The following is a 26,488-nucleotide window of genomic DNA, read 5'->3' on the forward strand; positions in this document are numbered from 1 at the left end:
TTGATAAACTAGCCACAATTTTATAAGACTCAGTACATTGCTATGGAAAAACTATTAAAGAAACTGCCTTTTTATGACCATACCTGGTTTAATTTTTTGCGTTTTTTAGTTCGTAATTTTTTAAAAGATAACTGCCAACAAAAAGCAGCTTCTTTAACCTATACCACGTTATTATCAATTGTGCCTATCTTAACGGTACTGTTGATGATTTTATCGTCTATACCCGCTTTAGAGTCTGTACGAGAGCAAATATCAGACTTAATCTATAGTAACTTGTTGCCGCAATCAAGCATCCAAGTCTCACAGTATATAGACGACTTTGCAGAAAAGTCCACCAATCTCACTGCGATTGGTGCAATGGCATTGTTTATCACTACCATTATGACTTTGACAACTATTGAACGTGCTTTCAATCAGATCTGGCGTGTTGAAAATCGCTCAGGTGGCATAAAGAGCATCCTACGATACTGGACTATTATTACCTTAGGGCCATTGGTTCTAGGAACGGCATTTATTGTGTCAAGTACGGTGCAAAGCTTAAGCTTCTTGAATCAACAAGTGCTAGGCTATGGTATCGACTGGGGCTTTTGGGTACAAATTGTGTCTTTCGCGGTCACTATCGGCGGCTTTATTGGTATGTATTGGTTCATCCCTAAGGCGAAAGTACCGCTAAAAAATGCTGCAATTGCTGGTGTGTTTGTGGCGGTTACTTTTGAGCTACTCAAATATACCTTTGGTATTGTGATGACAAACTTTACCAGTTATGAAGCTATCTATGGGGCATTTGCCGCACTGCCTATCTTCTTATTATGGGTTTATTTGTCTTGGAATTTGATACTCATCGGGGTAGAGATCAGCTATAGCTTAACCATCTTTGCGACAGGGGAAGTGTACCCTCGCCATCCTCTTCTGAGTCTACTCGATATGCTCAACTTGATATATGACCGCTATCAAGAAGGCGATGCAACCTCTGAACAAGAACTGCGAGATGTGTTAGGTCGAAAAGAGCTGCCCAAATGGTTTACCTACCTCAACTATCTTGCTGACAGTAATTTAATTACCATCACTGATGACGGCTGCTATGTTCTAAAAAAGGATCTCGATAACATAACGTTATGGGATTTTTACCGTACTCTGCCCTATCCTTTACCCATTAAAGATGAGCTTGAGGAAATGCCGTCTCATCTGCAATATCCTTGGCTGACGATGTTGATACAGCGCTTTATTAAAACTGAGAACTGCGCTAAAAGCGAGCTTGATATTCCGTTATCTCAAGTCTTTTCTCAAAGTCCACCTCGTCAAAGAATTGAGCCTTCCGAGGGTGAAGGGGTAAAGGATGATATTATCAGTCATAAGGTTGGTCATAATGAGGTTAGTCATAATCAGCAACCTCTCAATGAACCAGCTTTAAAAAATAATGCCAAAGATAAATTTGAGGCTCAACCCTTTGACCCCGATGCAGATGCCGTCGCCGATACTGATGATGAGCAAGCAGCGAGCCCACCTGATGCTGACTTAGCGGCATTAAATAGTCAGGTTACAAATAGCCAAGTTAAAAGTAATGATGTGACAATCAGCCAGATAAATAACAGTCAGGTTAGTAGCAGCCAGGTCAAAAGCAATCAGCCACTAAACAATCAGGATATAAAGCCGACATCTAAAAAGAAACAAAAATCTGGCTTATTCTCTTTGTTAAGACATGAAAAAGATCAACCCATTATTACCGAAGAGGACAATCCCGATAAATAACGAGACAGACTACCACATACTATAGTCAAAGAAGTCTAAAATGGTTACAAGGCAACCGAGTGCAAGTAGCAAGTAATACGGGAGTAAGCTTAACAAGGTTAACGCCGTAACCGTTTAGTAGTTCGCTGACTATACAACTCAGTAAACACATCAACTCAATAAAATACTTAGGATGAGAATAGACATCATGGAGCATGCTGCAGGACTAACCATATTAGAAATAAGTGCAATATTTTTAAGTATTACCGCCTTACTCGCTTATATCAATCAGCGCTTTATTGGTCTACCGACCACTATTGGGGTGATGGTTATCTCCTTAGTCGTGTCAATCGCGGCAATATTTCTAGGATTGCTTGGCTTTGACGAGTTGATAGATTATGAAAAAGGTTTATTGGCTGAATTAGACTTTACTGAAGTTCTGCTAGATGGCATGCTGTCCATGTTGTTATTTGCAGGTGCCCTGCATGTTAATATTACTGACTTACGCACCTATAAATTGCCTATTGGCGTATTGGCCTGTATTGGTACGATCGTCTCCTCTTTTTTAATTGCGGTTGCTGTATATTTTATAATGCCACTCCTTGGATTTGAGTTGGGCTTTATTTGGTGCTTACTATTTGGCGCATTGATTTCTCCCACAGACCCTATAGCGGTGATGGGAATATTGGCATCTGCTGGCGCACCTAAAAGTTTAGAGACGGTCATCGCTGGTGAATCGTTATTTAATGATGGTATTGGCGTGGTGATATTTGTGCTATTACTAGGCATTTTGGCCAGTGGTGATATCCCCACTGTGTCTTATGTAGTCCATACTCTGGCTATTGAAGCGGGTGGCGGCATTTTATTTGGTTTAATCTTAGGTGGCATTTTATACTATTTACTCAAAAGTATTGATAGCTATCAAGAAGAAGTGCTACTGACCTTAGCAGGCGTGCTAGGAGGCTATGCATTGGCCAGTCATTTCCATCTATCAGGACCTTTAGCCATGGTTATGATGGGTCTAATGCTAGGTAATCATGGACGTACGTACGCCATGAGTGATGAAACACGTCATTATGTCGATCTATTTTGGGAATTAATTGACGAGATATTGAACGCCATTCTATTTGTGTTAATTGGCTTAGAAGTCGTTATTATCGCCTACTCTTTCAATATATTTGTCGCGGCAATATTAGCCATTATCATCGCCTTGGGGGCTCGCTTTGTGGTGGTTGGCTTAACCACAAAAAGCTTGAGAAAACAGCTCGATCTTCCTGTTGGTGCTTGGAAAGTGCTAACCTGGGGCGGTCTCCGTGGCGGAATTTCGGTTGCTTTGGTTCTACAGTTGCCAAGTGGTCCTGAAAGAGATGTCCTACTAGCCTTAACGTATGCGGTGGTTATCTTCTCAATCTTAGTACAAGGGCTTAGCATAGGAAAAGTGGCTCGAAACCTACCGACACAGCGAAAAACTAAAGTGCTCAAATAGTAAGCGCTTTAAAAGACTAGCTTTTAATACTCTCAGGATTTTATAATCAAAAGATACTTTTAAGACTATAGTAAACTAAGCGTATAGAAGGTTATGATCTGAGATTATAACGAGCATGAGGCTCTTAACGAACCACAGACTTGCCCATGATGGTCACATCTGCCAAAAAATCTCCCATATTACAGACTTTAGGCAATATGCCCCAGTGTTCAAAGCCAAACTTAGTGAACAGGGCTATACTACTAGTATTATGAGCAAATATTAGGGCAAGCACCTGCTCAATACCAAGACTAGGCGCTTGCGATAGCATCCACTGCAATAACAAACTAGCCAGACCACGGCGGTGGTATTGATTGCTCACGTAGATACTAATTTCACTACTAATGCGATAGGCAGGGCGGCTTTTGACATCACTAAAGCTGCCCCAAGCCAGTACGTCACCCTGTACGTTTTTGATAACATAAAGCGGACGCTCAGGACGTAACCGATGCTCATCAAACCACACTTGTCTGTCTGCCACGGTGATAGGTTCAAGATCGGCGGTTGATTGTTTGGTGAGGATACTTTGGTTATAAATATCCACAATTTGCGGTAAATCAGTCGCCGCAGCAAGTGAAATAGTAAACGAGTCACCTTTTTTATCGTGTTGTTTTGATAATATGATCGGCGGCTCATTATTATAACTTATACAGTTTTTAGAACTTTTAGAGTTATTAGACATAAGCATTAGTCTTTAAAAGTTAAGGTTATAAAACAGGGTCATCTAACAGGCTGATATAAATAGTTTCATTATTTTGAGTAGCGTTTTAGCGTTGTTTTCAACAGCGTTATGTTAGATTTTACATTATAATGTGACCTATTTTTTTGATATATATTGGCACAACATTTATTATTCTGAACTTCATACACTGGGTTAAAGTATACTCATTGTGTTAATCGATAAGGCTTTATGAATACAATTTTTTTAGACTTAGACCAAATTGACTCTCTTATTGGTGGCGATAACTTGCCAAAAGCCAGTGTGCTGACTATTGGTAATTTTGACGGTGTTCACCTCGGTCATCAAGCGATGCTTGAGCAGCTAAAAACGACGGCGAAAAAGCACAATCTTGCGACAATGGTGATGATATTTGAACCACAACCCCGTGAGTATTTTGCTAAACTAAAAGGTGACCCGCAGTCGGCACCTGCGCGGCTAACCTCTCAATATGAAAAACTTGCTTTGTTGACACAGTTTGGCATTGATACTGTCGTCATCGCTCAGTTTAATGAGACATTCCGCTCTCTATCAGCGACAGAGTTTGCCGATATATTAACCCATAAATTAAATGTCACGGCCTTAGTACTGGGGGATGACTTTAAATTTGGCCATGATAGAACCGGTGATAGTGAGTTCTTGCGTCACTATGGCTTACCAGTGACCAATCTGCAAACCATTACTGATAGCCAAAGTGATGGACTAAATACTGATGCCCTAAATATTGAGGCCCTAAATAAAGAAACCAAAAATATTGAAGATAGCCAAAATAATAAAGATACTGATATTAATAAAGACAAAGCCTCCACAGAGTCTTATGCCCCTGAAGATAATCGTATCAGCTCGACTAGAATTCGTAAGCTGCTATACAAAGGCGATTTAAACACTGCCAATCAGTTACTCAATCGCGCATACAGTATTATTGGCAAAGTCGTTAGCGGCGATAAAATAGGTCGTACGTTAGACTTCCCAACTGCCAATATTGAGTTAAACCGTCTACGTCCTGCGTTACGTGGGGTTTTTGGTGTTGATGTCGTTGTCTTGGATGATACAGGTAAGGTGGTAAGCGATGCTTTTAAAAATATAGCAAACTCTCATCAAACTGGTATTGAGGGTCTACGACCTCATAGCTTGTTTGGCACCGCCAACATTGGCATACGCCCTTCTGTTGACAAGCCAAATGATTGGCGACTTGAGGTATTTTTCCCGGAATTTTCAGGCAACTTATACGGAAAAACGTTAGAGGTTAGATTTTTACACTATCTGCATGAAGAGCGTAAATATGACGGACTTGAGGCGCTAAAAGCGGGTATCCAGCAAGATGTGATAGATTTAGTCGCCTGGCGTAAAAGTGCACAATCTTAAATATAGAAAAAGTTAAAATCCCCAGTTTTCAATAGGTAAGAAGCACTGCTTTTTATCAGGGGAATTTTACACCTACTCGCCTTTAATTAAGTCAACGACCCTACTAGCCGCTTTAAAACAACTTTCAATACGACCTTCATCACACCAGTCGCCCGTTACTATCCACTGTTTTTTTTCATCATAATAAACCAAGTCTGTATTGCTCTGCTGAGGTGTGGTCGCCGCATAGCGCCAACGGTGACAATCTATGTGTTCAGGAGCCGACGAATCATCCCAACCAAAAACCTGCTTGGCCTCTCTTAACAACTCTCTTTGCACCTGCTCAATATCGTCATCAACATGCGCCTCAGCCCACTCATTATTAGCATGTATCGTCACACTGGGCAAAATATCTGTACGGTTAGGCTTATGATGCTCAATAAACACACGACCTAAAGCTAATCTATCATCTGTGATTTCAAGTACATCCCACTGTGGATTTATTAACGCTTGCGGCACCTCAGTACCGTCAAGCCAGCCCAACATCAGCGTATAGCAGGCCAACATTTGAGGGTGACGCATGGCTTGATTGTGCTCAAACGTTGTCGCTTCAAATAGCTCAATGGCTTGGCCTTGAGGCGCCGTACATATTAGCCAATCATAACGACCTAGACCATTGCCTTGATCATCTACAAGCTGAGTGGCTGGTGCTTGATAAGATCTATCAGACACCCTTTCATCCTGTATACACTCATTTGCCAAATTTGCTAATAGTTCATCAGATAAAGGCGCTATTCTGGTTTTATAGTGAATAGTGGTGAGCTTTAATTGACTGGCAATAGCGCGGCCAAAGCTGGTCATCTTTGGGCTACCAATATAGCGCGGTTGATCAGCATGCCATTGACCCGTTGGATTTAAATGAGAAATATCCAGTGTGCTAACTTCTGCGGTGTTCGCCAACCAAGGTTCAATCACACCCTCTTCTAGCCAGTAAGACAGATAAGACTGAAAAGCTTGGCTTTTAGCAGTAAAAAACTGTGCCCCAAAGTCAAACTGCCATTGACGGGTATCCTCAGCTTTACTGTTAATTTCAGGGTTGATTCTATCTGGCTTTTTATAACGAGTCGCTAAACGCCCTACACCAGCCGATTTTTCAAAGATTGTAATTTGAATAGGTTGCGCTGCTTGATGATACGCCTGCTCCAATAGATGAGCCGTCATTAAACCCGTCAGCCCACCACCAATAATAGCAATCTGAATTGGGGTCGAATTATTTTCACTATCATTTGATGTTGGTATGTATATCATGGAGGTGTCTTGTGAGGTTATCGTCATAATGAATGTCGTCGTTCAGTGTAGGTACTGGTTAGGGGTAATATAATAATTATATGAGCGTATAAAAATAACCCCTAAGAATAGCAAACAAAAGCGTCATGCATAACGTTTAAACTGTAATAAAACAGTATAGTTGGCGAACTTATAAAGAGTCACGGCGTTAACTTGTTATGCCTACTTCAGTAGTACTTGCACTCGGTTGCCTTGTATCTCAAATATCTGACTATGACTATACCTTAAAATTCTTTGACTATATTTATAAAAAAAACCACCGCCTAGCTAGAGTAGACGATGGTTTTTAATATATAGTCAGCGAACTACTAAACGGTTACAGTGTTAACCTCGTTAAGCCTACTTCAGTAGTACTTGCACTCGGTTGCCTCGTAACCATTTTAGACTTCTTTGACTATACGTTAACGTTTAAACTGATTTAGGCGGATTTCACCGTATTAATTAAGTCTTCAACGACACTCGCTTCTGCCAAAGTTGATAGGTCTCCTAGACCTTCAAACTCGCCAGTCGCCAGTTTACGTAATATACGGCGCATAATTTTACCCGAGCGCGTTTTTGGTAGGGCGTCAACAATATATATCACATCGAGGTTTGCGATAGGGCCGATCTCAGTACGGACATGGCGATTGAGCTCACTACGCAGTCTCTCGGAGTCCTCTTCGCCATGTTTTAAGACAATATAAGCACAGACACCTTGACCTTTAAGATCATGCGGCATACCCACAATGGCCGTTTCGGCAGCAGCAGGATGCGACACTAAGGCACTTTCAATTTCTGCGGTACCGAGGCGGTGACCTGACACGTTAAGAACATCATCAACACGTCCCGTAATCCAATAGTGCCCCTCTTCATCACGCAGTACCCCATCACCCGTAAAGTAGTTTCCTGGATAGGCACTATAATACGTCTCTAAGAAGCGTTTATGATCGCCATAGATGGTCCGCATCTGACCTGGCCAACCGTCGGTAATAATTAAGTTACCCTCACCAGAGCCTTCTACTTCCACACCCTCTGCATTAACGACCGCAGGCTTAATACCATATAGCGGATTCATCGCAGCGCCCGGCTTCATATCCACCGAATTAGGAATAGGCGCCATTAACACCCCCCCTGTTTCAGTCTGCCACCACGTATCCACAATAGGACAGCGACCTTCACCGACGACGCTATGATACCAGTCCCATGCTTCAGGGTTAATGGGCTCTCCCACCGAGCCTAGCAGACGTAAACTTGAGCGGTCTGATTCACGGACATAGGCATCGCCCTCCTTCATCATTGCCCGGATAGCGGTCGGCGCCGTATATAAGATACTGACATCATGCTTGTCAATAATTTGCCCAATACGCGCCCACGTCGGATACTGTGGCACCCCTTCAAACATAACCGTCGTCGTCCCATTTGCGAGCGGACCATACGTGACATAACTGTGCCCTGTAATCCAGCCGACATCTGCCGTACACCAGAACACATCGTCCTCTTTGATATCAAACACATCTCTAAAGGTAGACAGCGCATACGTCAGGTAGCCACCCGTGGTATGAACCACGCCTTTCGGTTTACCCGTTGACCCTGAGGTATACAATAAGAACAGCGGATCTTCCGCGTTCATTGGCTCAGGCTCGCATTCCTCTTTGGCATTATCAATCACCGTATGATACCAGACGTCACGGCGTCCACTCATAGGCACTGAATTACCCGTGCGGTGTACCACGATGACTTTTTCGATGCACTCTGTACCATCCACATCCAAAGCCTTGTCCACATTGGTCTTTAGTGGCGTATGCTTACCCCCGCGTGTGCCTTCATCGGCAGTAATCACAAGCTTAGCTTGACTATCAATAATACGGCTTGCTAAGCTTTCAGCGGAAAAGCCGCCAAACACAACGGTATGAATAGCACCAATACGCGCACACGCCAGCATCGATACCACCGCCTCTGGCACCATTGGCAAATAGATAACAACTCTATCACCCTTGCCAACGCCCATTTTGCGCATGGCATTACCCAATCGGCACACTTCAGAATGCAGCTCTTTAAATGAAATAATCTTATGCAGTGAGGGATGATCCCCTTCCCAGATAATGGCGGGCTTGTAAGGATTATCCGCTAAATGACGGTCGATACAGTTGACCGACACATTCAGCACCCCATCCTCATACCATTTAATCCTGAAATCCTCTAAGTCAAAATTAACATCTTTGATCTTCGTTGGTTTTTTTATCCAATCAACCAGCTCAGCCCGCTTCGCCCAAAAAGCTTCATTACTTTCTGGCGACTCTATGGACTGTTGATAGGTCTCGGCATATTTTTCAGGGGTGATATTGGCTTGAGCAGCAAACTCAGCACTAGCTGGAAATTTATTCATATTATAAAATCCTTTTTAATTAACGATTATTTCAAATAACGCAACTTTCATAACACCGTGTAAAATGTGTCGGTGTTATCATGATAAAATGCGATCCATAGCAAAGGTTTCATCATCTTTGCTGACGGATCTAACACCCAATCTACAAATTAACCTGTGAAAGAAGACAAGTCCAAACGTAAAAAATCAAACGCGACAAATAATAAGTTTAATGCGCCTGACCGAGTCTACCAAGAATAGGCTTTTATTAGAAAAGGGTTAAGCGTTCGTTGTAGTCAGTCTGGGGAGGGTTTGATAAGGTCTATGATAATAGAATAACTTGAAGGTCTTGAAGGAGGCGCTTAAGTATCGTTGACCGCCTTCATCCATTTAAATTGTCCAAGCCCTATCCCTGTGACTTTAGTACCTTCTAGTTTTACTAGATTTTGCTACCGTTGTAAACTGTTATTTTTTTCTAACTGCCTATATTGTTTATGGTTTTTATAGCCTTTGTATGGTTATCACTATTTGTCATCGCTTTTAGAAATCTTATTAAACATAGCACGTTATTAAAACAGTCTCCTTACTTTATAAAAAAGACAAATTCATGAACTCAAGCCAAACTATCGTAGACGCTCCCAAACATAGCCAGAAAACAACTCGTAATACCAGTACCAACACTCAACCGACAACCACCGTCGTAGATGTCCTCATCATAGGGGCTGGCGCATCAGGGCTATACTGCGCCTTTACTGCAGGTCAGCGCGGACGCTCGGTTATGGTCATTGACCATGCCAATAAAGCGGGAAAGAAAATACTCATGTCAGGCGGAGGACGCTGTAACTTCACCAATTACGTGGTCGAGCCAGAACACTTTATCGGAAGCAACGCTCATTTTTGTAAATCTGCCCTAACACGATACAACCCGTGGGAATTTATTGGCTTAGTCGAAAAACATGGCATCCCCTATCACGAGCGCGAGCATGGACAACTGTTTTGCGACGACTCCTCAAAAGACATCTTAAATATGCTACTGGACGAGTGCACCCAAGCTGGGGCTAAAGTGCAATTAAAAACCACCGTCACCGCTATCAAGCCTATAAAACAAAACGAGACGTCACAAGGACAAGGCTTTCTCGTTGAAACCTCAAAAGGAGCCATCCACTGTGCCTCTTTGGTTATTGCCACTGGTGGATTGTCCATTCCAACGATGGGCGCCACAGGATTTGGCTATGAGGTTGCCACTCAGTTTGGGCATAATATCTTATCCACTTCGGCAGGCTTAGTGCCCTTTACCTTTACCGGAAAAATTGGCGAAACAATTGCGTCTCTATCTGGTATTAGCTTAGATGTGGTGGCATTTAATGAGCGCATTGCCTTCCCACGCCCTATGCTATTTACACATAGAGGGCTGTCTGGGCCTGCGATGTTACAACTATCAAACTATTGGGAAGTGGGCGAATCCATTCACATTAATTTGTTACCCAATATTGATGTCAGAGCCTTATTGATTGAAGCCAAATCTACCCATCCCAAACAGCTGATTCGCAGTGCCTTAGCCGAGCACTTCCCTAAGAAACTACTGATGGCATTACAAGACTTGCATTGGCCTGACGTCAAAGACAAAGAAATTGCCAATATTAAAGATGAAACGTTAGAAGACATTGGCGATAAAATCAACAACTGGACGATCAAACCCTCAGGCACAGAAGGCTATCGCACCGCAGAAGTGACCCGTGGTGGCGTCAATACTGACGAGGTGTCTTCTAAGACTTTTGAGAGCAAGCTTCAGCCGAACTTATACTTTATTGGCGAAGTATTGGACGTCACTGGCTGGCTGGGTGGATATAACTTTCAATGGGCTTGGGCCAGTGGTAAGGCATGTGGTGAGGTGGTTTAGCGAAGAAATCGTCAAACCTACATTATAGTATGCTCAACGTGTAGCGTGGGTGCAATGAAATAAAACCCACGGATTTTGACTGATATAATCAGCGCAACACTTAACTTATCTATCATTCCAACTTTCTATGTTTTCAAAGTTTTCACGATATTAAAATGGAAGCTAATCCTGCTCTGCGCTTGTATCTGCCTTGCTAATGGCGTGCGTACTAACGTGTCTAGATGAGTTGCTGTTGCCTCGACACCTCCTCTAGCCACAGTCCGCAACGCCATTATCTACGACAGGATACCGCTACTATCAGGGCTAGCGGTCACATCGGATTCTTGCTAGTATTTATCGTGATTTGAATTAGGTTATCTAACCGTACTCTAAAACTTGAAGCTAATCACTAACGGCTCAGTTTCATTCAATGAATCAATAATAAAGATCAAAAATTTGGGATAAAAACCCTTTTTTCTTGCTATTTAAAAACTTAGTTTAAAATCAATGGGTTATAACAGGCCTAAAATAGAGGGTAAAAATTGGGTTTTTGCCCTCTAGGCTTTGCTATAATTGAATTGTTCAAGGATTAATTCCTCTTACTCACCGCATAGGTGACTTAGAAATGTAGAGCCGAATTAACACCCTCTGCTACTTCCTTACTCACCGCATAGGTGACTTAGAAACACTCTATACCTGTGGTTGTCGCATTTAACGCCTTACTCACCGCATAGGTGACTTAGAAACCACTAAAAGCCGCCGGTGGCTGGCGCGGCAACTTACTCACCGCATAGGTGACTTAGAAAGGGGATACCCGCAAGGTTTGAGCGGCGTCACACTTACTCACCGCATAGGTGACTTAGAAAAATTAAATGGCATCAATCACATGAGACGCAGTCTTACTCACCGCATAGGTGACTTAGAAATCGCTATCCTCGGTTTCAGGCTCTGACTCATCCTTACTCACCGCATAGGTGACTTAGAAAGACGAATTAATTAGCCAATGCCTACGCAACAACTTACTCACCGCATAGGTGACTTAGAAATTGCCTATTTTTTTGCGTGTGGGGTGGTGCTCCTTACTCACCGCATAGGTGACTTAGAAATTACACCTAAAGGTTTTACTCATTTGACGGTTCTTACTCACCGCATAGGTGACTTAGAAATAGCTAATCCTGATGTGCAAACGGCGCTTGACCTTACTCACCGCATAGGTGACTTAGAAAATTCTCAGCCAGCCTTTAGGCCCTTTTTTATACTTACTCACCGCATAGGTGACTTAGAAAAAAAGCAAACTCATATTGATTATGCGTCAGAACTTACTCACCGCATAGGTGTCTTAGAAATTATCGCCAATCGGTGCGTTTATCTCTTCTCTCTTACTCACCGCATAGGTGACTTAGAAAAATGATCTGTTTTTTAAGCTCGCTACTCTCGACTTACTCACCGCATAGGTGACTTAGAAATGATTTGTTGGGTATCCAAACCCTTCAAATAACTTACTCACCGCATAGGTGACTTAGAAAAAAAAGCCAAAGCGTCCGAGGTGCTATTTTTACTTACTCACCGCATAGGTGACTTAGAAATGATTGTGACTGCTGTTGCGGTTGAGGTTGGTTCTTACTCACCGCATAGGTGACTTAGAAATTGATGTTTCTTCATAGCCGTTCGGACCCGTTCTTACTCACCGCATAGGTGACTTAGAAACCTTTGCTTTCGATTATCTTAAAGTTTGTAGCCTTACTCACCGCATAGGTGACTTAGAAAAACGAAGTTAAGACGCATATTGACTTAATCAACTTACTCACCGCATAGGTGACTTAGAAACAAAGCGATGTAAAGTTAGTATGTGTTAGGTCCTTACTCACCGCATAGGTGACTTAGAAATGCCAAAGTTATCACCGCTGATTAAACCGCCACTTACTCACCGCATAGGTGACTTAGAAAAAATAAGGCGGTTTTTTAATGTCCGAAATAAGCTTACTCACCGCATAGGTGACTTAGAAAATAAAGCGAGTTAACTTGTCAGTAGGGCGCTGCTTACTCACCGCATAGGTGACTTATGAGAGCCGTTAAAAAATTGCACTGCAATTTTAGGCTCGCAAGAGAAAATCCCTTAAAGGGGATTTTCTAAAAGTTATACTTACGTGATGAGTTTTAAAAGATATATCACCGCATAGGTGACTTAGAAATGTCGCATAGCGATATGATGAGCTGCGTTCGACTTACTCACCGCATAGGTGACTTAGAAAGCGAAATCGCTCAACTGTGTGATAAACGCCATCTTACTCACCGCATAGGTGACTTAGAAACGTCACTCGTACCGGTGGCGCCTTGTTCGCCGCTTACTCACCGCATAGGTGACTTAGAAAACAAATTTATAAGATGATAAGTGATGGTGAATCTTACTCACCGCACAGGTGACTTAGAAATCCTATCTGATGCTCAGAGGGCACATAATGTGCTTACTCACCGCACAGGTGACTTAGAAAAAATAAATAAAAGAGAACTCTTATGACTAAACTTACTCACCGCACAGGTGACTTAGAAAAAGGCTACGCTATACGCACTGGGCAAGCTAGACTTACTCACCGCACAGGTGATTTATGAGAGCCGTTAAAAAATTGCACTGCAATTTTAGGCTCGCATGAGAAAATCCCTTAATAGGTGCGAACCCTTATAACAAAGCACTGCTTTGTTGGGTTCGAAAAAAATACTTTTCTAAAAGTTATACTTACGTAATGAGTTTTAAAAGATATATCACCTCACAGGTGACTTAGAAACTGGGCTCTAAACAACTCACGAGGTTGCAACACTTACTCACCGCATAGGTGACCTAAAGGCAACTAAATATCAGTTGGGTAGGATATCGAAGATTTTGAATAGGCCTATTCTTTAAAAGAAAAGTTGTCGCAGGCGTTAAGTAAGTCTTTGTTCAATATTCATTAATTCATCCTTTGTAAAGCCATTCTAGCAAAACTAGACGAAATGACTAACAAGCTAACAAGCTAACAAGCTAACAAAAGATCAAAGTAACTCTTAACTTCAAACTAAATATATCATATTTACTTTAATTACATAATTTTGTTCCATAATCTCAACATTCTTTAGCATTAATTGCACTAGCTACTTTTACTAGAGATATAATTATAGCTTCTGGACCTTTTCATTTATACTTAACTTTATACTATTTCACATTTACTCACTATTAATTTATAGATCATTCAAAGGTTTAATATGTCAAACAAAACTCTCTACAAAGTAACGTTCAAAAAACCAAACTCATCCGCTAAGACTTCACGAAAGGTAAAAGCTCATAGCGCCGCCGAAGCTAAATCTATGGTTAAGAATGGAAATCCAAGTGATAAGAATGTAATTATAGTATCTTGCGTTGAGGTGAAATGGTGAAATAAAGCCAATAACTATAAGCACTAATCTACAAAAATGCCCCTTTCGGGGGCTTTTTAATTTATTTAAACTTAATAAATAAAATCCTATATTAACAAAGGACGAAACTCGAAGATAATTTTATCGAAAGTATAGTCTTTAACTATATTATTTTGTATAGTCATCTTCATATATCTATGAATTCTTTCTTGAGCTAAATTTATTTAAATATACTCTATCTATTAATTCTAAATTTATACCCAATTTATACATATCTTCTCGTAACTGCTTTTGTGATTCAAAGTATCCATTAGCAAAGCATACTGATGATCAGCACTGTACTTTAATATAGTGGAGTGGAGTCCAGTCTAATAACCAACTTAAACCATTGCATGATAGTAAAAAATAATATTTAGTGACTCCATATTTCTCAGCAATACCTTCAAATTTATCTATTGTGACTTTGTTAATCTCAAATATATCAGGAAAAAGGCGAAATTTTTGTAAATAACTACATTTTGTAGTATTTATACTTGACTACATAAATAAATACATGTAAATTACAAATTCAACAATAAATGTATTTAGTCGAGGAAATGCCATGAGTATTAGAACTACGCTAGAAAAAGCAATTTTTGATCAAACAGACGAGAGTAGTACAACTCCCTTATCAATTAGACTTCCTAATCATTTAAATAACCAGTTAGAGGAGTTAACCTTAACCTTGGACAAGTCTAAAAGCTACTTACTATTAGAGTTTATTAAAGCTGGAATTAGTGAGACGAACGCTCTTTTAGAAGAGAGAGCTAAAGATCCTAAATTAGAGGAAACTAGAGATACATCTGACTTCCTCAACCAAAAGAGCTTTATGCTTAATACTAACTATAATCGTGATAAATCTGCTCACCTTAAAATGATAGAGAACCAGGAAGCTGCTGCATTTTGTACAGGTTGGAAAGAGTATATCTGTAACTTACAAGAGGGTGATAAGGTATACCTCTACCAAAGTGGTGTTGGGTTCGTTGCTTCTGGAGTTGTGACAGGGGACTTAATTAAAAGTGAATACGGTGGTAAAGAAGATGAAAAGTATTCTAAAAAATTAAAAGATTTTAAAAGTGGTTTTAAAGCCATATCAGCAAAAGATTTTAAATCACTAACTGACGATGGCGCTAACTTCCGAATGACAATGGTTCAATTAAGTCTTAAGCAGAGACAAATACTGGACAGTGAGATTGAAAAAAGAGTAAAAAATTCCTAATTCTTTCAAGCAGAGCGATGCAAACCCAGGGATCCCTGGGTTTGCATCGCTGTGTTCGTTTTAATAACGATATATACTGCAAATTTTACTGTTATATTATAGTGTGAACGTAATTCTACATGTGGACAAAAATCTTAACATATCATAATCAGAAGCAACAAAAAGATGGAGCGAATCATGAACCACAAACCATAAGAAGATAAATTAGGGCGAGCTTTTAAAAAGTTCAGACAAGAAGTTTGATACTACGGAGATGTTACGGCTATTTGGAAACTCACCAAATATAAAATGTACTGAACAGGCTTATGAAAACTTTCAAAGAACACAGGTAAATAATGATTTTGTACAGTAAAACTTTCAGATAAAACACCAACTAGAGATAAAAAAACTCAAAACATACATCTATACCAGCAACTAAATCATCACAAACACTTGGATGAAAACTTTCAAAAATAGATTGAACAGCTTAATAAGAGTTTGGCAAAATCTAACGACACAATCTGAAATACGATGTGAGATACAAGTTGACAAGGATTAGAATAGGATATTGAACGCTAATGCTTTAAGTTATTGAGTTAAATATGCAAGGCACAATAAACTTTTTCATCATCAGTTTGCTCTTGAGCTTTGAAACCTTTACTAACAAGCTTTATTGAATTAAATGTTTTACCTTCATCATTAGTTACCATAACAATCAAATCTTGGTCTTCAAAGCTTTGTAACTCTTTGATTAGCTGTTTAATGGTTTTCGTTCTATCTTGTCAATGTACTATGTCACTCATAAATTATCCCCCAACTCTTTATAGTTAATACCATAAGTACCAAACGTTCAATTTCTGAACTTAGACTTTCTACTGAACTAAAAGCAAACAATGATATCAATAGTCTATAGTTAACCCCATATTAAAATATATTGTATGCTTTCTATGATATTGGTGCGTGAGATACATTCTACCGCTATTTCCTATACCAATATTATGCTTTGGGATAGTAGCCCTTTAATATGAACCTTAACCCAAGAAGTTTATATTTAAATCATTGAGATGTTCTATATTCAATCGTACCTATGTGCTATACATTACTAAAAATTATATGGCAATACGTATAAAATATTTGAATTAGTAAAAATAAATCTTCTTTTAGAATATTTTAGTAAAACTGGTACTTTAATTATTTCTCAATAAGACCTGACAAGTGAATGAGCATACAAAGCTATGAAATTTCGTTACGCAAGGCACACTAATAACCTAACCGCTCTGGTTAACTTTTATCACGATATTATTGGACTTCAAAAGCTTGGAGGTTTTAGTGAGCATGATGGTTATGCAGGCGTCTTTTTAGGATTTCCTGAACAAGATTGGCACTTGGAGTTTACCCAGTCTGCTGATACTGCCAAGCATCAGCCTGATAAAGACGATTTAATTGTGCTCTATGTAGATAGTGAACAACAAGTTAGCGATATTTTAAATAGAGCGAAAGAAGCGAACATATACCCTGTAACCTCGAAAAACCCTTATTGGAATGATAAAGGTATAGAACTGACTGACCCAGATGGGTTCGGTGTGATATTAGCCGTAATAAATTTTGGATGATTGCTTGAATTGCTAAGGTATATAACCCGTAGACTGGTTGAAGTTGACGACACCCAACATTTTAAATTAATAAAATTCAAATCACGAGTGATAGGGGTAAGATAACGATGTCACCGCTAGCCTCGATTGTAGCGGATATACTTGGTAAAGCACTGGGCAGAGACGCTAGCGTTAACCTGTTATCGCGAAGCAGGAACAGGGTAACGTGTAGCGACTCGCCTTGGGCAAACCAAGATAGTAGCGTAAAGCGAGAGATGCTCCATAAACCAACCGATACCCGCATTATTGCTTTGGAATAATAGCCCGTAAATATGAACCTTAAAGGTCTTCAAACCTCAACCCAAACTTCATCAAATACTTGCGTAATCTGTCACTGTCATTCGGATTTTTGAGTTTATCTCGGGAGTTGGCGAATAAATAACGCCCTGCCGAGGCCTGATTTTTGTGTTGACGACATACTGAAATCACATAAGCTAGCTGTACTTTATCAAAGGGATCAATCTCCTCAATACTGTCTAAACCTAACAACTCGTTTAACAGAACCTCGCTTGAGGCTTCAAGTTGTAATGAATCTATAGATTCCCCTTTACTTAGGCTATTTTTGGTAGCCTCCCTACCCTCTGGTAACGACCACAAGTGACTCAACCGCTCAATCTCAGCCTGTACATCCTCAGTCCTGATGACCTTGCTATCCGCTAACGTGGTGAGCCGTATCATACTCGCGGATAGATCACGAAAGTTGCCCTGCCATGTCGCTTGCTCACTGGTGGCAAAATCTTCATACAATTTGCGAGCCTTCTTCTCAAACCGATATTGATGTTGATCCTCACTCCCCAATCGTGCCAGCTCATAATCGATGTTGGCGGGTAAATCCTCTAATCGATCTTTAAGCGAGGGTAAAAAGAAGGTCCACGTATTAAGACGGGCAAATAAATCAGCACGAAATTCTCCATCTACCACTGCCTGTCGCAGGTCTTTATTCGTGCCTGCCATTAGCTGAAACGAGACAGATACTGGGCTATCACTGCCCACAGGATAGAAGCGCTGTTCTTCTAACGCTGTCAGTAGCATGGCTTGTTCATCTAGCCCCAACTCACCGATTTCATCGAGAAATAATACCCCACCATCAGCGGATTTTAATAGCCCGTCACGGTTGGTTTGCGCCCCAGTAAACGCCCCTTTGACATGACCGAACAGCACACTCATGGCGGTATCACCTCGCAAGGTCGCACAGTTTACCTCGACGAATTTGCCTAGAGTATGCTGAGCGGTTTGCTGGGTGGTTTTAGTGTTTGACTTGGTGCTTGACTGGGTGTTGGCCTTGGTCTTTTTGAGCGCATAAATCTGGCTAGCTAGTTGCGACTTGCCTGCCCCTGTGGCGCCCATCAATAAAATCGGTGCGGTTGAGCGAGTCGCTACTTTTTCAATCTCTTCAATCAGCTGTTGGTAGGCTTTATTTTGGGTAATGAGATTGGCTTGCAGGGTCTGCCAATGTTGCGCTTTTTCGGCTTCAAAGCGTTCACGCAATCCATCGTAGCGGGACACATCCAAATCGATGATTTGATAGCGCCCTTGTGGGTTATTTTTATCAGGCTTGGGACAGGGAGAGCTTTGCAGTAAATCGGCAGGTATAAACCCTGCTTCCACCAACAAAAACCAGCATATTTGGGCGACGTGCGTACCCGTGGTGAGGTGTACTAAATAATCGGTATCATCGTTAAACGCAAAGTCTGCTACAAAATCATAGAGCTGGGCATAAACGTCAGCAAAGTCCCACGGATTCTGTAATGTCATGGGATGCGCGATGACTTGAGTGCTTGATGAGACCCTCATTACGTCCTCTGTAATGATGTCTAGCAAGCGTTTGTCTTGACGGCTATACAGAATATGCAATTCATCAACGAGCAAATCATCATGTAAGCAGATACTGACAGTGGGACGCCAACGTTGCCAACGCTTGTCATTAAAACCGTTGTCTAAAGTCGTGCCGAGAAAGCCGATAACGGCCGTTTTAGTCATTTATTAACCTTTGAGTTTAATTACTTGTCTTGGGTTGTGAGGACTTAAGCAATAGACGCAATTTAAGCCATTAGAGTAATGCTCTGATTATAATAGACAAAGCTTAATCCGTGGGTTTCGCTTCGCTACACCACACGCTACGTATTGTGCATACCCTAATGTTCGTTTCACTATACTAATGACTGAAGCCTGTCTATTGAGCCTATGGAACTAACTTATAGCTTGCGTAAATCAATCATTATTAGTCACCACTTATCTATTTTTGCGTAAGTCCTATTTGTATAGTCGAGAACGTCTTAAAATTATTAATATTAGTTATTCTTAGAAATTAAGATAACCGATAATTAAAAGTGATTATATAAATATTTCTATAAAAATAGAATTAGAACTATAATTAATATCACTCCAACATTTAATCATCAAATACCTGAAATTCCAAAATAAATATTTTTATTAATAATTTCAATAACTTATATAAATTTATTTAACCTTAATAAAAACTTGGCACGCCCTTCGCAATATTAGACTTGTCAGTAAAAACAAATTTTAAAAATAAGTGTTTAAACATAGCTATAGTTACGAAGGAGCCAACAATACAAACAGCCACTCAAAAATCCACTCAAACAATGACACAACCATCAAACCATAACGTCATTCAAGACGGTGGTGCGCCTATTCGGCTTTGGACCAAAGGGGTTCCTGTCGATCCAAAAGCACATGAGCAACTGATCAAAGCCTCGCAAATGCCTTTTATCTATAAATGGCTTGCGGTGATGCCTGATGTGCATGTCGGTATTGGCGCAACTATCGGTACAGTACTACCGACCAAAGAAGCCATCATCCCTGCGGCGGTTGGTGTCGATATCGGTTGTGGGATGATGGCAGTACAAACCACCCTTATGGCTGAGGATTTGCCCGATAACTTGCGTGGTCTACGGGTTGAGCTTGAAAAGGCCATTCCACACGGTCGTAGCAAAACCCGTGGTCGGGGCTCACGCCGAGATGTAGGGGCATGGTCAAACCCTGATAAATCGGTGCTCAACGGTTGGGGTGCGTTGAAAGCAGACTTTGATTATATTTGTCAAAAGCACCCTCGCCTCAAAAACACCAACAACCTAAACCACTTGGGAACGCTGGGTACCGGCAATCACTTTGTTGAGGTGTGCCTAGATGAGACCAATCAGGTATGGATTATGCTGCACTCTGGCTCGCGCGGTGTCGGTAACGCTATCGGACGTTACTTTATTGAGTTGGCACGTGAGGATATGCGTAAATGGTTTATCAATTTGCCCGATAAAGACTTGGCTTATTTTGCTGAGGGTACCGAGCATTTTGAAGATTATTGGTTTGCGGTGGGTTGGGCACAACGTTTTGCCTTTAAAAACCGTGAAATCATGATGGAAAAAGCCATTAAAGCACTTCGCGAAGCAATAGCCAAACCCTTTGATGCCAAAGTCAAAGCCGTCAACTGTCACCACAACTATGTGGCAAAAGAAGAGCATTATGGCGAAGAAGTATTCGTCACTAGAAAAGGGGCGGTACGTGCCAAAATGGGCGAATACGGTATTATTCCCGGTTCGATGGGTGCCAAATCCTTTATCGTACGGGGTAAGGGTAATGAAGAATCGTTTTGTTCTTGCTCACATGGTGCTGGTCGAATTATGTCCCGTACCGAGGCGAAAAAAACCTTTACGGTTGAAGACCAAATTGCTCAAACTGAGGACGTGGAATGTCGTAAAGATAAAGACGTGATTGATGAAATTCCAGCCGCTTACAAAGACATTGAAGATGTGATGCAGGCTCAGAGTGATTTGGTTGAAGTGGTACATACGTTGCGGCAAGTGGTGTGTGTGAAGGGTTGAGATCATTTTTAAAAGCTAATCTAAGAGAGTATTTATGAAAAATCAAATTAATAAAATACCCTATGGTATAGATAAGTGGTTAGGTGAAGAAGATATAAGTAAAGCGGGAGAATCGTTTATTTTTGACACTATTTCATTAATATCAAGAGGTGAAGCATTAGTTGAGTGCGGTATTTTTAATGATGATCAAAACCCATTGTTTTTATCAGCAATTATTGAAATGCTCATTGTTACTAGAAGCTTGCTTCAAAGGCAAAAAGAATTGAATGCATTGTCAACTGAACAACTTAATATCCTCGAACATATAAAATATTTTAGAGACGGTTTATGCCATTCAGAATCATGGAGAAGCAAGGGTAATAAAGTAAAATATCGCATAACTTGTTGCAGAGAAAATTATGACGGTTCATCTCCATGGTTTAATAACTCAAGTAACAATTCAATTTTATCTAAAGAACTATACTTAAAGGCAGATGATATAAGTTTATTTATCGGAGATAGAAGGTTATGGATTAACAAAGAATTGATTTTAACTTTCCAGCATACATGTAGTTATTTCTCACAAAGGCTACCTGATGATTATGCGTTTAGTGTCAAATGTAGAAAATTTAGTGACTTGTAATCATTAAGAGCATGGATGTAGATATATGGATGACTCTGAGTAATTGTATGGGATACGCTTAACAGAGTACAGGGTAGAGCGATAGCAAAGTTGCCGCTACTCGAAACTTGTTATTATCGATAGTATGTTTAAATGAAGGTGCAATAGGCGTTAGTTATGCACTAGCATAACTGGATTGTATGGCATGGTTATAAGCGCTTTGCTGGCTTGTGAAAGAGTCTTCCATCGTGCCGGTCGCCTATATCATTCTGTGCAGTTCGACTAAAAACGGCAGTTATTGCATTAATGCGGGTTTTACGAAGCAGTGCTTCTCACCCAGTCATGTCCACCATCTTAGCTACATATAAAGAGAAATAGAGAGATTAAAATGTGCTATGAAGTCATGATAAGTACAGACTATTCCATTGATTTGGCAAAACTCAATCAAGTCAATGTTTACTTTGAACAAACCGTTGATGATGAAAATAAAGTCCACCTTAAATATGACAATGTTTATCGCCTTGCTACTTACGGTGTCAATTGTTGCAGTTGTGGTTTTAGAATATATGACGGTAATGCTTTTGACTACGAATTTGTTGGTTTACAAGACTGGCTTGAAGAAGAGAAAGACGACGGAGATATTTTAAATACAAAGTTTCTGTTTCAAGTGATAAAAAATATCGTCAATAAAGGCTATCAGTTTGATAGTTATACGGTTTGGAATGGTGAGGAAAAGTTATCGCCTATAAAATCAATGACTATCAATGTGAATAAAGTGGTTAAAACTGAATTCATGTTATTTGAAAACGTGTATTTTAACTATGTTAAATAAAAAAAGGGAGTTAGGCTAACAGTCTTAAAAAGTTTGCATTGATGCGGGTTTTACGAAGCTGTGCTTCTCACCCAGTCATGTCCACCATATTTAAAAATAGACTAAATAATTTAACAACTAAGACAGTCCCATCGATAAATAACAAAGTTAATCTTAAGGAAAATCAAATGTTTGAATCTTTAATGCAAATTTTTCAAGCAAAAGAAACCATACAACAGGCTCAAATTCAGCAACCAATACGCGCCATAGAAGCCCTTGAAAAAGGCTACTTTTATGCTATCCCTCGCGAAAAAGGGGGCTACAACGTTTTGAAAGTCTTAGAGACTGATGATATAGGCGTACACATTAGGTTATATAGCAATATATATTCTAGCATTCCATCCAATCTCGATATTAAAACGCTTTATATAGCAGGGATCGAAGATCAAAATGATCAAATTGATCTGGGCATGGGGCACTTACCCATTAGTTTTAATAGCTTTATGACTTGGAATGCTATTCCGTTAAATATCTTTGAAGCAGTCACTGATGATGAGCTTGAAGGCTATCAAATGTGGCAAGACGCTGAAGGTGGCTATTTTTAGATCTATTGCTTCTTAAGGTCAAATTGCAAAATGTGGTTTGGTAATTAAGCGAGTAGGCCAATAATGAGTTTTTAAATAACCGCATTTATTTAACAATATAATGCATCAAGTCTGATCGATTAATTCTGACTTTAGCGCTGTAAAACGGTATGATGTCGCAGTTTAATTAATGTAATAACTGGCCGAAACGTTCTACGTTTTAGGCTTATTTATGGTGAGTTATGAAGATTTTAGAATCAAAGTTTTATGTGGATCGTCAATATTTAATGGCGGATCATCAAGATTATAATCGGATAGTGGTCGACAACCGTATTTGGGCGACTAAGTATCAGCCTTATAGCGATTTGCTTGACCATTTATTTGGTGGCGTCTATGTCGCCAATGCTGACTTGGTGATTGCTAAGGATAAGCTCAAAGATTTGGTGAAATGTACCGACTTTACCCACTTAGATTTCTCTAAAAAGACACATTCATTTTTTGAAAAAGAGCTTTGTTACTTTCACCCAGATTTTGAGATTTTTGTGGTTTTAAATACCAATCTATCGAACGATTATGAAAATGAATTGTTTGAGAATGGCTTGCTAAAGTTAGAAAGTGTGTATTTTGACAAGGGTCGTGAAGGCGTAAAAGCAGATGTGGATGTGTTCTTTAAGGCATTTGTCGAAAAATATCAGCCCGATGAGCCCAAAGTCTCTATTTTGATTAAGACCAATGACGGATTTGAGCTTAAGACGCATAAGATTACGCCGTATCCGATTGATTTGGAGTTAATGTATAACGATGATTTCCCGCCTGTGCATCGTCATATTGTGAAGTCGCTCAGTACCACCAATAAGGGTATTGTGCTACTTCACGGCATTGCAGGGTCAGGAAAGTCAAATTATATCAAGTGGTTGACCAGTCAAGTGACTGAGAAAAAGTTTATTTTCGTGCCAAGTACCATGATTCATATGCTTGCTGACCCAAGCTTTATTACTTTGTTAATTGATAATAAAAACTCGGTATTGGTGCTTGAGGACTGTGAAAATTATATTGGTGAACGCACGCCTGAAAATAGCAATACCGATATGGTCGCGTCAATTTTAAACATTGCCGATGGTATGCTATCAGATGTGCTCGAATGTCAGTTAATTTGTACGTTTAACTCAGATTTATCAGAGATTGATCCTGCCCTACTTCGTAAGGGTCGCTTGATTGCTGAGTATAAATTCCTTGAGCTCGAAACGGATAAAGCCAATGCATACTTGGCAAAGTATGCTGAAAAAGACCAAGACGGTGCCGAAAATGAAGCACCTGATAACGAAATGACTGATAACAAAACGGCTGGACAAGACAGCGAGTTAGCCGATTCGTCAGATTCTGATCAATCTTCAGACTCGTCAATTGAAAAAGTTATCGAAAAATCAAATGAACAACAAGCTGAAAAACCAACTGAACCAATGACTGTTGATTCGCCTATTTCACTCGCTGAACTGGTCAATTTAAACGATAAGACCTATCGTGAAATTGTGAAAAAGACAGCGAAGATTGGGTTTATTCGATAGTTGAGAGGCAAAGGGTCTATTATGGCAGTACCTCATAACAAAATAGAGTTCCTTAAGATCGATGGCAATACGGGCGAAGGGGGCGGTCAAATCATCCGTACCGCTTTAGCTTTGTCAATGCTGACGGGCACACCGATTGAGGTCACTAATATTCGTGCGGGTCGTGCCAAGCCGGGACTTATGCGACAACATTTGATGTGCCTTCAAGCCTCACAGCAGATATCGAACGCTAGGGTTACTGGCGCTTACCTGAAAAGCACTGCCTTTACGTTTATACCGAGTAACGTGGTGGCAGGCGATTACACCTTTGATATCGGATCGGCAGGTAGCACCAGCTTAGTTCTGCAAACCGTACTCCCTGCCCTGCTATTTGCAGGTGGCACGACGCCATCGACACTGTCTATTAAAGGCGGGACGCACAATCCGATGGCACCCACCGCTGACTTTTTAATCCATGCCTTTTTGCCCGTTTTGGCAAAGCTTGGCATGGACGTTAAGTATGAGGTGATACAGTCAGGCTATGCGCCAATCGGTGGTGGTGAGATTAAGGTGACCATAACGCCTTTTCTAAGTCGTGCAAACTTGGCACCTTTTAACTTGACCACCCGTGGTGAATTGCTAGGTATTCATCTGGTTGCCAGTCATTTGAATCTGGAAGGCGATATTTGTCAACGTGAGCTTCAATATGCCAAAGATAGGCTTTTAAAGTTAGATTTGGAGATAGACGATGCTCTATTAACCACTCAGGTAAATAAGCAAAAAGGCATCGGTGAAGGCAATAGTTGCTATGCCATTGTGACGCATGCGATTGATCACTCAATGAGTGGCGATCAACGAAAGCAACATCAAAATCAAAAGCAACATCAAAATCCTCTGCAAACCCATCAAGAAGTCTTTACTTTACTTGGAGAAAAACGCCTGCCTGCGGAGAAAGTTGCTAACCGATTCGCTGGTCTGGTAAAACGCTACTTGATGAAGACAGACGCACTGGTAGATGAGTTTTTGACCGATCAGTTGTTGTTGCCCTTAGCGCTATCAGGTGGCGGACAGTTTAGCGCCCGTACCATTAGCGAACACAGCAAAACCCAAGCGTGGATGATTGAACAGTTCCTTCCCGTTGCCATTAAGTTTGAAAGGATTGATGATGATAACTATTTGGTCAAGGTTATTTGTTGATTGCAGGGTGACGTTATCCTCTTTTAATTCGTTTTAGGTAGAAACTTAAGCTCTGTCAACCTATTCGACCTTTTAAAATATTCATTTTAAGCGACAGCGTGATGTTCAATATTAATCTTGTGCTTAACTATTTAATTTTTTCTTTATGCTCAATTAAGATATGATGGATAAAATAAGATAACAGTCACTGCTTTGAATAGTCGAAGAACTCTAAAATGGTTTACACCTTAACCGCTTAGTCGTTTGCAGACTATATAACAAGGAATAGAATACTTATGCGATTGTTGGAGAATTTAAAAAAGAACAAGGAAGTAAAAACGTATATTACCAAGCTACCTAAGATTTTGTCTAAGGACTATGGCAAATCAGAATATTACACGCCCGCTCAAGTAAAAAATAGTTTAGAACGAGCAGGATTAATGGGTCTTTATACATACTATGCGATGGTGTTATATTGTGATAGAACCGACCTAGTTAATTATGAGCTTCAAGGGTCAGAGCCATGGGATTATGATGCCGTAAAAGCGGATATTGCAGATAGCTATTTCAATGGTAATACAGAATTTACCCCAAAGATGATAGATGCCCTATCTGATTCTTATAATACCAGTATACCGTTTGATAACTTCGATGTTGAAGGTGAGATAGATATAAATAGCAAAGAAGATGGTTTAATTCAATCTCTAGTCAATAATGCAAGGAACGCTCGCAAATAACATGCGGAACACTCGCTACCCCTAATAAGAAG

17 protein-coding genes and 1 CRISPR repeat array are annotated in these 26,488 nt (G+C 40.3%); of the genes, 13 read left to right on the forward strand and 4 right to left on the reverse strand.

Annotation, left to right across the window (positions count from 1 at the left end):
• Positions 1 to 42: 42 nt before the first annotated feature.
• Together AC21OG_RS01215 and AC21OG_RS01220 are read left to right on the forward strand one after the other, a co-directional pair.
• Positions 43 to 1,749, forward strand: a complete 1,707-nt coding sequence (locus tag AC21OG_RS01215) for a YihY/virulence factor BrkB family protein (RefSeq protein WP_487377466.1) — start codon at positions 43 to 45, stop codon at positions 1,747 to 1,749.
• 172 nt (positions 1,750 to 1,921) lie between these two features.
• Positions 1,922 to 3,214, forward strand: coding sequence for a cation:proton antiporter (locus AC21OG_RS01220; protein ID WP_487377468.1), 1,293 nt, complete (start codon positions 1,922 to 1,924; stop codon positions 3,212 to 3,214).
• A gap of 124 nt (positions 3,215 to 3,338) precedes the next feature.
• On the opposite strand, the gene AC21OG_RS01225 is transcribed toward AC21OG_RS01220, so the two are convergent.
• Entirely contained in the window at positions 3,339 to 3,935 is a 597-nt protein-coding gene (locus AC21OG_RS01225) for a GNAT family N-acetyltransferase (RefSeq protein ID WP_487377470.1), read from the reverse strand.
• Positions 3,936 to 4,163: 228 nt separating this feature from the next.
• Here AC21OG_RS01225 and ribF point away from each other — a divergent pair, with 228 nt between their 5' ends.
• A complete protein-coding gene (gene ribF, locus AC21OG_RS01230) occupies positions 4,164 to 5,336 on the forward strand; it encodes a bifunctional riboflavin kinase/FMN adenylyltransferase (protein ID WP_487377471.1) in 1,173 nt (390 codons plus the stop codon).
• A gap of 72 nt (positions 5,337 to 5,408) precedes the next feature.
• Here the strand turns inward: ribF and AC21OG_RS01235 are convergent, their stop codons facing one another.
• Positions 5,409 to 6,650, reverse strand: coding sequence for an NAD(P)/FAD-dependent oxidoreductase (locus AC21OG_RS01235; RefSeq protein ID WP_487377473.1), 1,242 nt, complete (start codon positions 6,648 to 6,650; stop codon positions 5,409 to 5,411).
• 430 nt (positions 6,651 to 7,080) lie between these two features.
• Positions 7,081 to 9,027 (reverse strand): acetate--CoA ligase, encoded by a 1,947-nt coding sequence (acs, locus tag AC21OG_RS01240; protein ID WP_487377475.1) that lies wholly within the window; start codon positions 9,025 to 9,027, stop codon positions 7,081 to 7,083.
• A gap of 586 nt (positions 9,028 to 9,613) precedes the next feature.
• Here acs and AC21OG_RS01245 point away from each other — a divergent pair.
• From AC21OG_RS01245 to AC21OG_RS01255, 3 genes are all read left to right on the forward strand, one after another.
• Positions 9,614 to 10,906, forward strand: coding sequence for a BaiN/RdsA family NAD(P)/FAD-dependent oxidoreductase (locus AC21OG_RS01245; protein ID WP_487377476.1), 1,293 nt, complete (start codon positions 9,614 to 9,616; stop codon positions 10,904 to 10,906).
• A gap of 577 nt (positions 10,907 to 11,483) precedes the next feature.
• Positions 11,484 to 12,953: direct repeats of the CRISPR family, unit length 28 nt; unit sequence CTTACTCACCGCATAGGTGACTTAGAAA.
• A 1,920-nt stretch (positions 12,954 to 14,873) separates the two neighbouring features.
• On the forward strand, positions 14,874 to 15,530 hold the full coding sequence (locus AC21OG_RS01250) for a hypothetical protein (RefSeq protein WP_487377477.1): 657 nt from the start codon (positions 14,874 to 14,876) through the stop codon (positions 15,528 to 15,530).
• Positions 15,531 to 16,744: 1,214 nt separating this feature from the next.
• A complete protein-coding gene (locus tag AC21OG_RS01255; RefSeq protein WP_487377479.1) occupies positions 16,745 to 17,122 on the forward strand; it encodes a VOC family protein in 378 nt (125 codons plus the stop codon).
• Positions 17,123 to 17,440: 318 nt separating this feature from the next.
• Here the strand turns inward: AC21OG_RS01255 and rtcR are convergent, their stop codons facing one another.
• Positions 17,441 to 19,141 (reverse strand): RNA repair transcriptional activator RtcR, encoded by a 1,701-nt coding sequence (gene rtcR / locus AC21OG_RS01260; protein ID WP_487377480.1) that lies wholly within the window; start codon positions 19,139 to 19,141, stop codon positions 17,441 to 17,443.
• 626 nt (positions 19,142 to 19,767) lie between these two features.
• On the opposite strand from rtcR, the gene AC21OG_RS01265 reads away from it, so the two are divergent.
• The 7 genes from AC21OG_RS01265 (at position 19,768) to AC21OG_RS01295 (ending at position 26,456) form a co-directional block, all read left to right on the forward strand.
• A complete protein-coding gene (locus AC21OG_RS01265; protein WP_487377481.1) occupies positions 19,768 to 21,003 on the forward strand; it encodes an RtcB family protein in 1,236 nt (411 codons plus the stop codon).
• A gap of 34 nt (positions 21,004 to 21,037) precedes the next feature.
• Positions 21,038 to 21,625, forward strand: a complete 588-nt coding sequence (locus AC21OG_RS01270; RefSeq protein ID WP_487377483.1) for a hypothetical protein — start codon at positions 21,038 to 21,040, stop codon at positions 21,623 to 21,625.
• 367 nt (positions 21,626 to 21,992) lie between these two features.
• Positions 21,993 to 22,436, forward strand: a complete 444-nt coding sequence (locus AC21OG_RS01275; RefSeq protein ID WP_487377484.1) for a hypothetical protein — start codon at positions 21,993 to 21,995, stop codon at positions 22,434 to 22,436.
• Between the two features lie 167 nt (positions 22,437 to 22,603).
• Positions 22,604 to 23,020: a hypothetical protein gene (locus tag AC21OG_RS01280; RefSeq protein ID WP_487377485.1), complete on the forward strand. Its 417-nt coding sequence runs from the start codon at positions 22,604 to 22,606 to the stop codon at positions 23,018 to 23,020.
• Positions 23,021 to 23,241: 221 nt separating this feature from the next.
• Positions 23,242 to 24,564, forward strand: coding sequence for an AAA family ATPase (locus tag AC21OG_RS01285; RefSeq protein ID WP_487377486.1), 1,323 nt, complete (start codon positions 23,242 to 23,244; stop codon positions 24,562 to 24,564).
• A gap of 21 nt (positions 24,565 to 24,585) precedes the next feature.
• Entirely contained in the window at positions 24,586 to 25,740 is a 1,155-nt protein-coding gene (rtcA, locus tag AC21OG_RS01290; protein ID WP_487377487.1) for an RNA 3'-terminal phosphate cyclase, read from the forward strand.
• Between the two features lie 275 nt (positions 25,741 to 26,015).
• Complete coding sequence (locus AC21OG_RS01295) at positions 26,016 to 26,456, forward strand: DUF6559 family protein (protein ID WP_487377488.1); 441 nt, start codon at positions 26,016 to 26,018, stop codon at positions 26,454 to 26,456.
• The last annotated feature ends 32 nt before the right edge of the window (positions 26,457 to 26,488 follow it).

The sequence above is a fragment of the Psychrobacter sp. CX5 genome (assembly GCF_057621535.2).

What these genes read in the sequence shown, in the direction of transcription:
- AC21OG_RS01225 (WP_487377470.1), bottom strand. Translation starts at nt 3,935, where the DNA reads ATGTCTAATAACTCTAAAAGTTCTAAAAACTGTATAAGTTATAATAAT.
- AC21OG_RS01235 (WP_487377473.1), bottom strand. Translation starts at nt 6,650, where the DNA reads ATGACGATAACCTCACAAGACACCTCCATGATATACATACCAACATCA.
- AC21OG_RS01255 (WP_487377479.1), top strand. Translation starts at nt 16,745, where the DNA reads ATGAAATTTCGTTACGCAAGGCACACTAATAACCTAACCGCTCTGGTT.
- AC21OG_RS01280 (WP_487377485.1), top strand. Translation starts at nt 22,604, where the DNA reads ATGTTTGAATCTTTAATGCAAATTTTTCAAGCAAAAGAAACCATACAA.
- AC21OG_RS01265 (WP_487377481.1), top strand. Translation starts at nt 19,768, where the DNA reads ATGACACAACCATCAAACCATAACGTCATTCAAGACGGTGGTGCGCCT.
- AC21OG_RS01270 (WP_487377483.1), top strand. Translation starts at nt 21,038, where the DNA reads ATGAAAAATCAAATTAATAAAATACCCTATGGTATAGATAAGTGGTTA.
- AC21OG_RS01215 (WP_487377466.1), top strand. Translation starts at nt 43, where the DNA reads ATGGAAAAACTATTAAAGAAACTGCCTTTTTATGACCATACCTGGTTT.
- rtcA (WP_487377487.1), top strand. Translation starts at nt 24,586, where the DNA reads ATGGCAGTACCTCATAACAAAATAGAGTTCCTTAAGATCGATGGCAAT.
- AC21OG_RS01295 (WP_487377488.1), top strand. Translation starts at nt 26,016, where the DNA reads ATGCGATTGTTGGAGAATTTAAAAAAGAACAAGGAAGTAAAAACGTAT.
- AC21OG_RS01245 (WP_487377476.1), top strand. Translation starts at nt 9,614, where the DNA reads ATGAACTCAAGCCAAACTATCGTAGACGCTCCCAAACATAGCCAGAAA.
- acs (WP_487377475.1), bottom strand. Translation starts at nt 9,027, where the DNA reads ATGAATAAATTTCCAGCTAGTGCTGAGTTTGCTGCTCAAGCCAATATC.
- rtcR (WP_487377480.1), bottom strand. Translation starts at nt 19,141, where the DNA reads ATGACTAAAACGGCCGTTATCGGCTTTCTCGGCACGACTTTAGACAAC.
- AC21OG_RS01285 (WP_487377486.1), top strand. Translation starts at nt 23,242, where the DNA reads ATGAAGATTTTAGAATCAAAGTTTTATGTGGATCGTCAATATTTAATG.
- AC21OG_RS01250 (WP_487377477.1), top strand. Translation starts at nt 14,874, where the DNA reads ATGAGTATTAGAACTACGCTAGAAAAAGCAATTTTTGATCAAACAGAC.
- ribF (WP_487377471.1), top strand. Translation starts at nt 4,164, where the DNA reads ATGAATACAATTTTTTTAGACTTAGACCAAATTGACTCTCTTATTGGT.
- AC21OG_RS01220 (WP_487377468.1), top strand. Translation starts at nt 1,922, where the DNA reads ATGAGAATAGACATCATGGAGCATGCTGCAGGACTAACCATATTAGAA.
- AC21OG_RS01275 (WP_487377484.1), top strand. Translation starts at nt 21,993, where the DNA reads ATGTGCTATGAAGTCATGATAAGTACAGACTATTCCATTGATTTGGCA.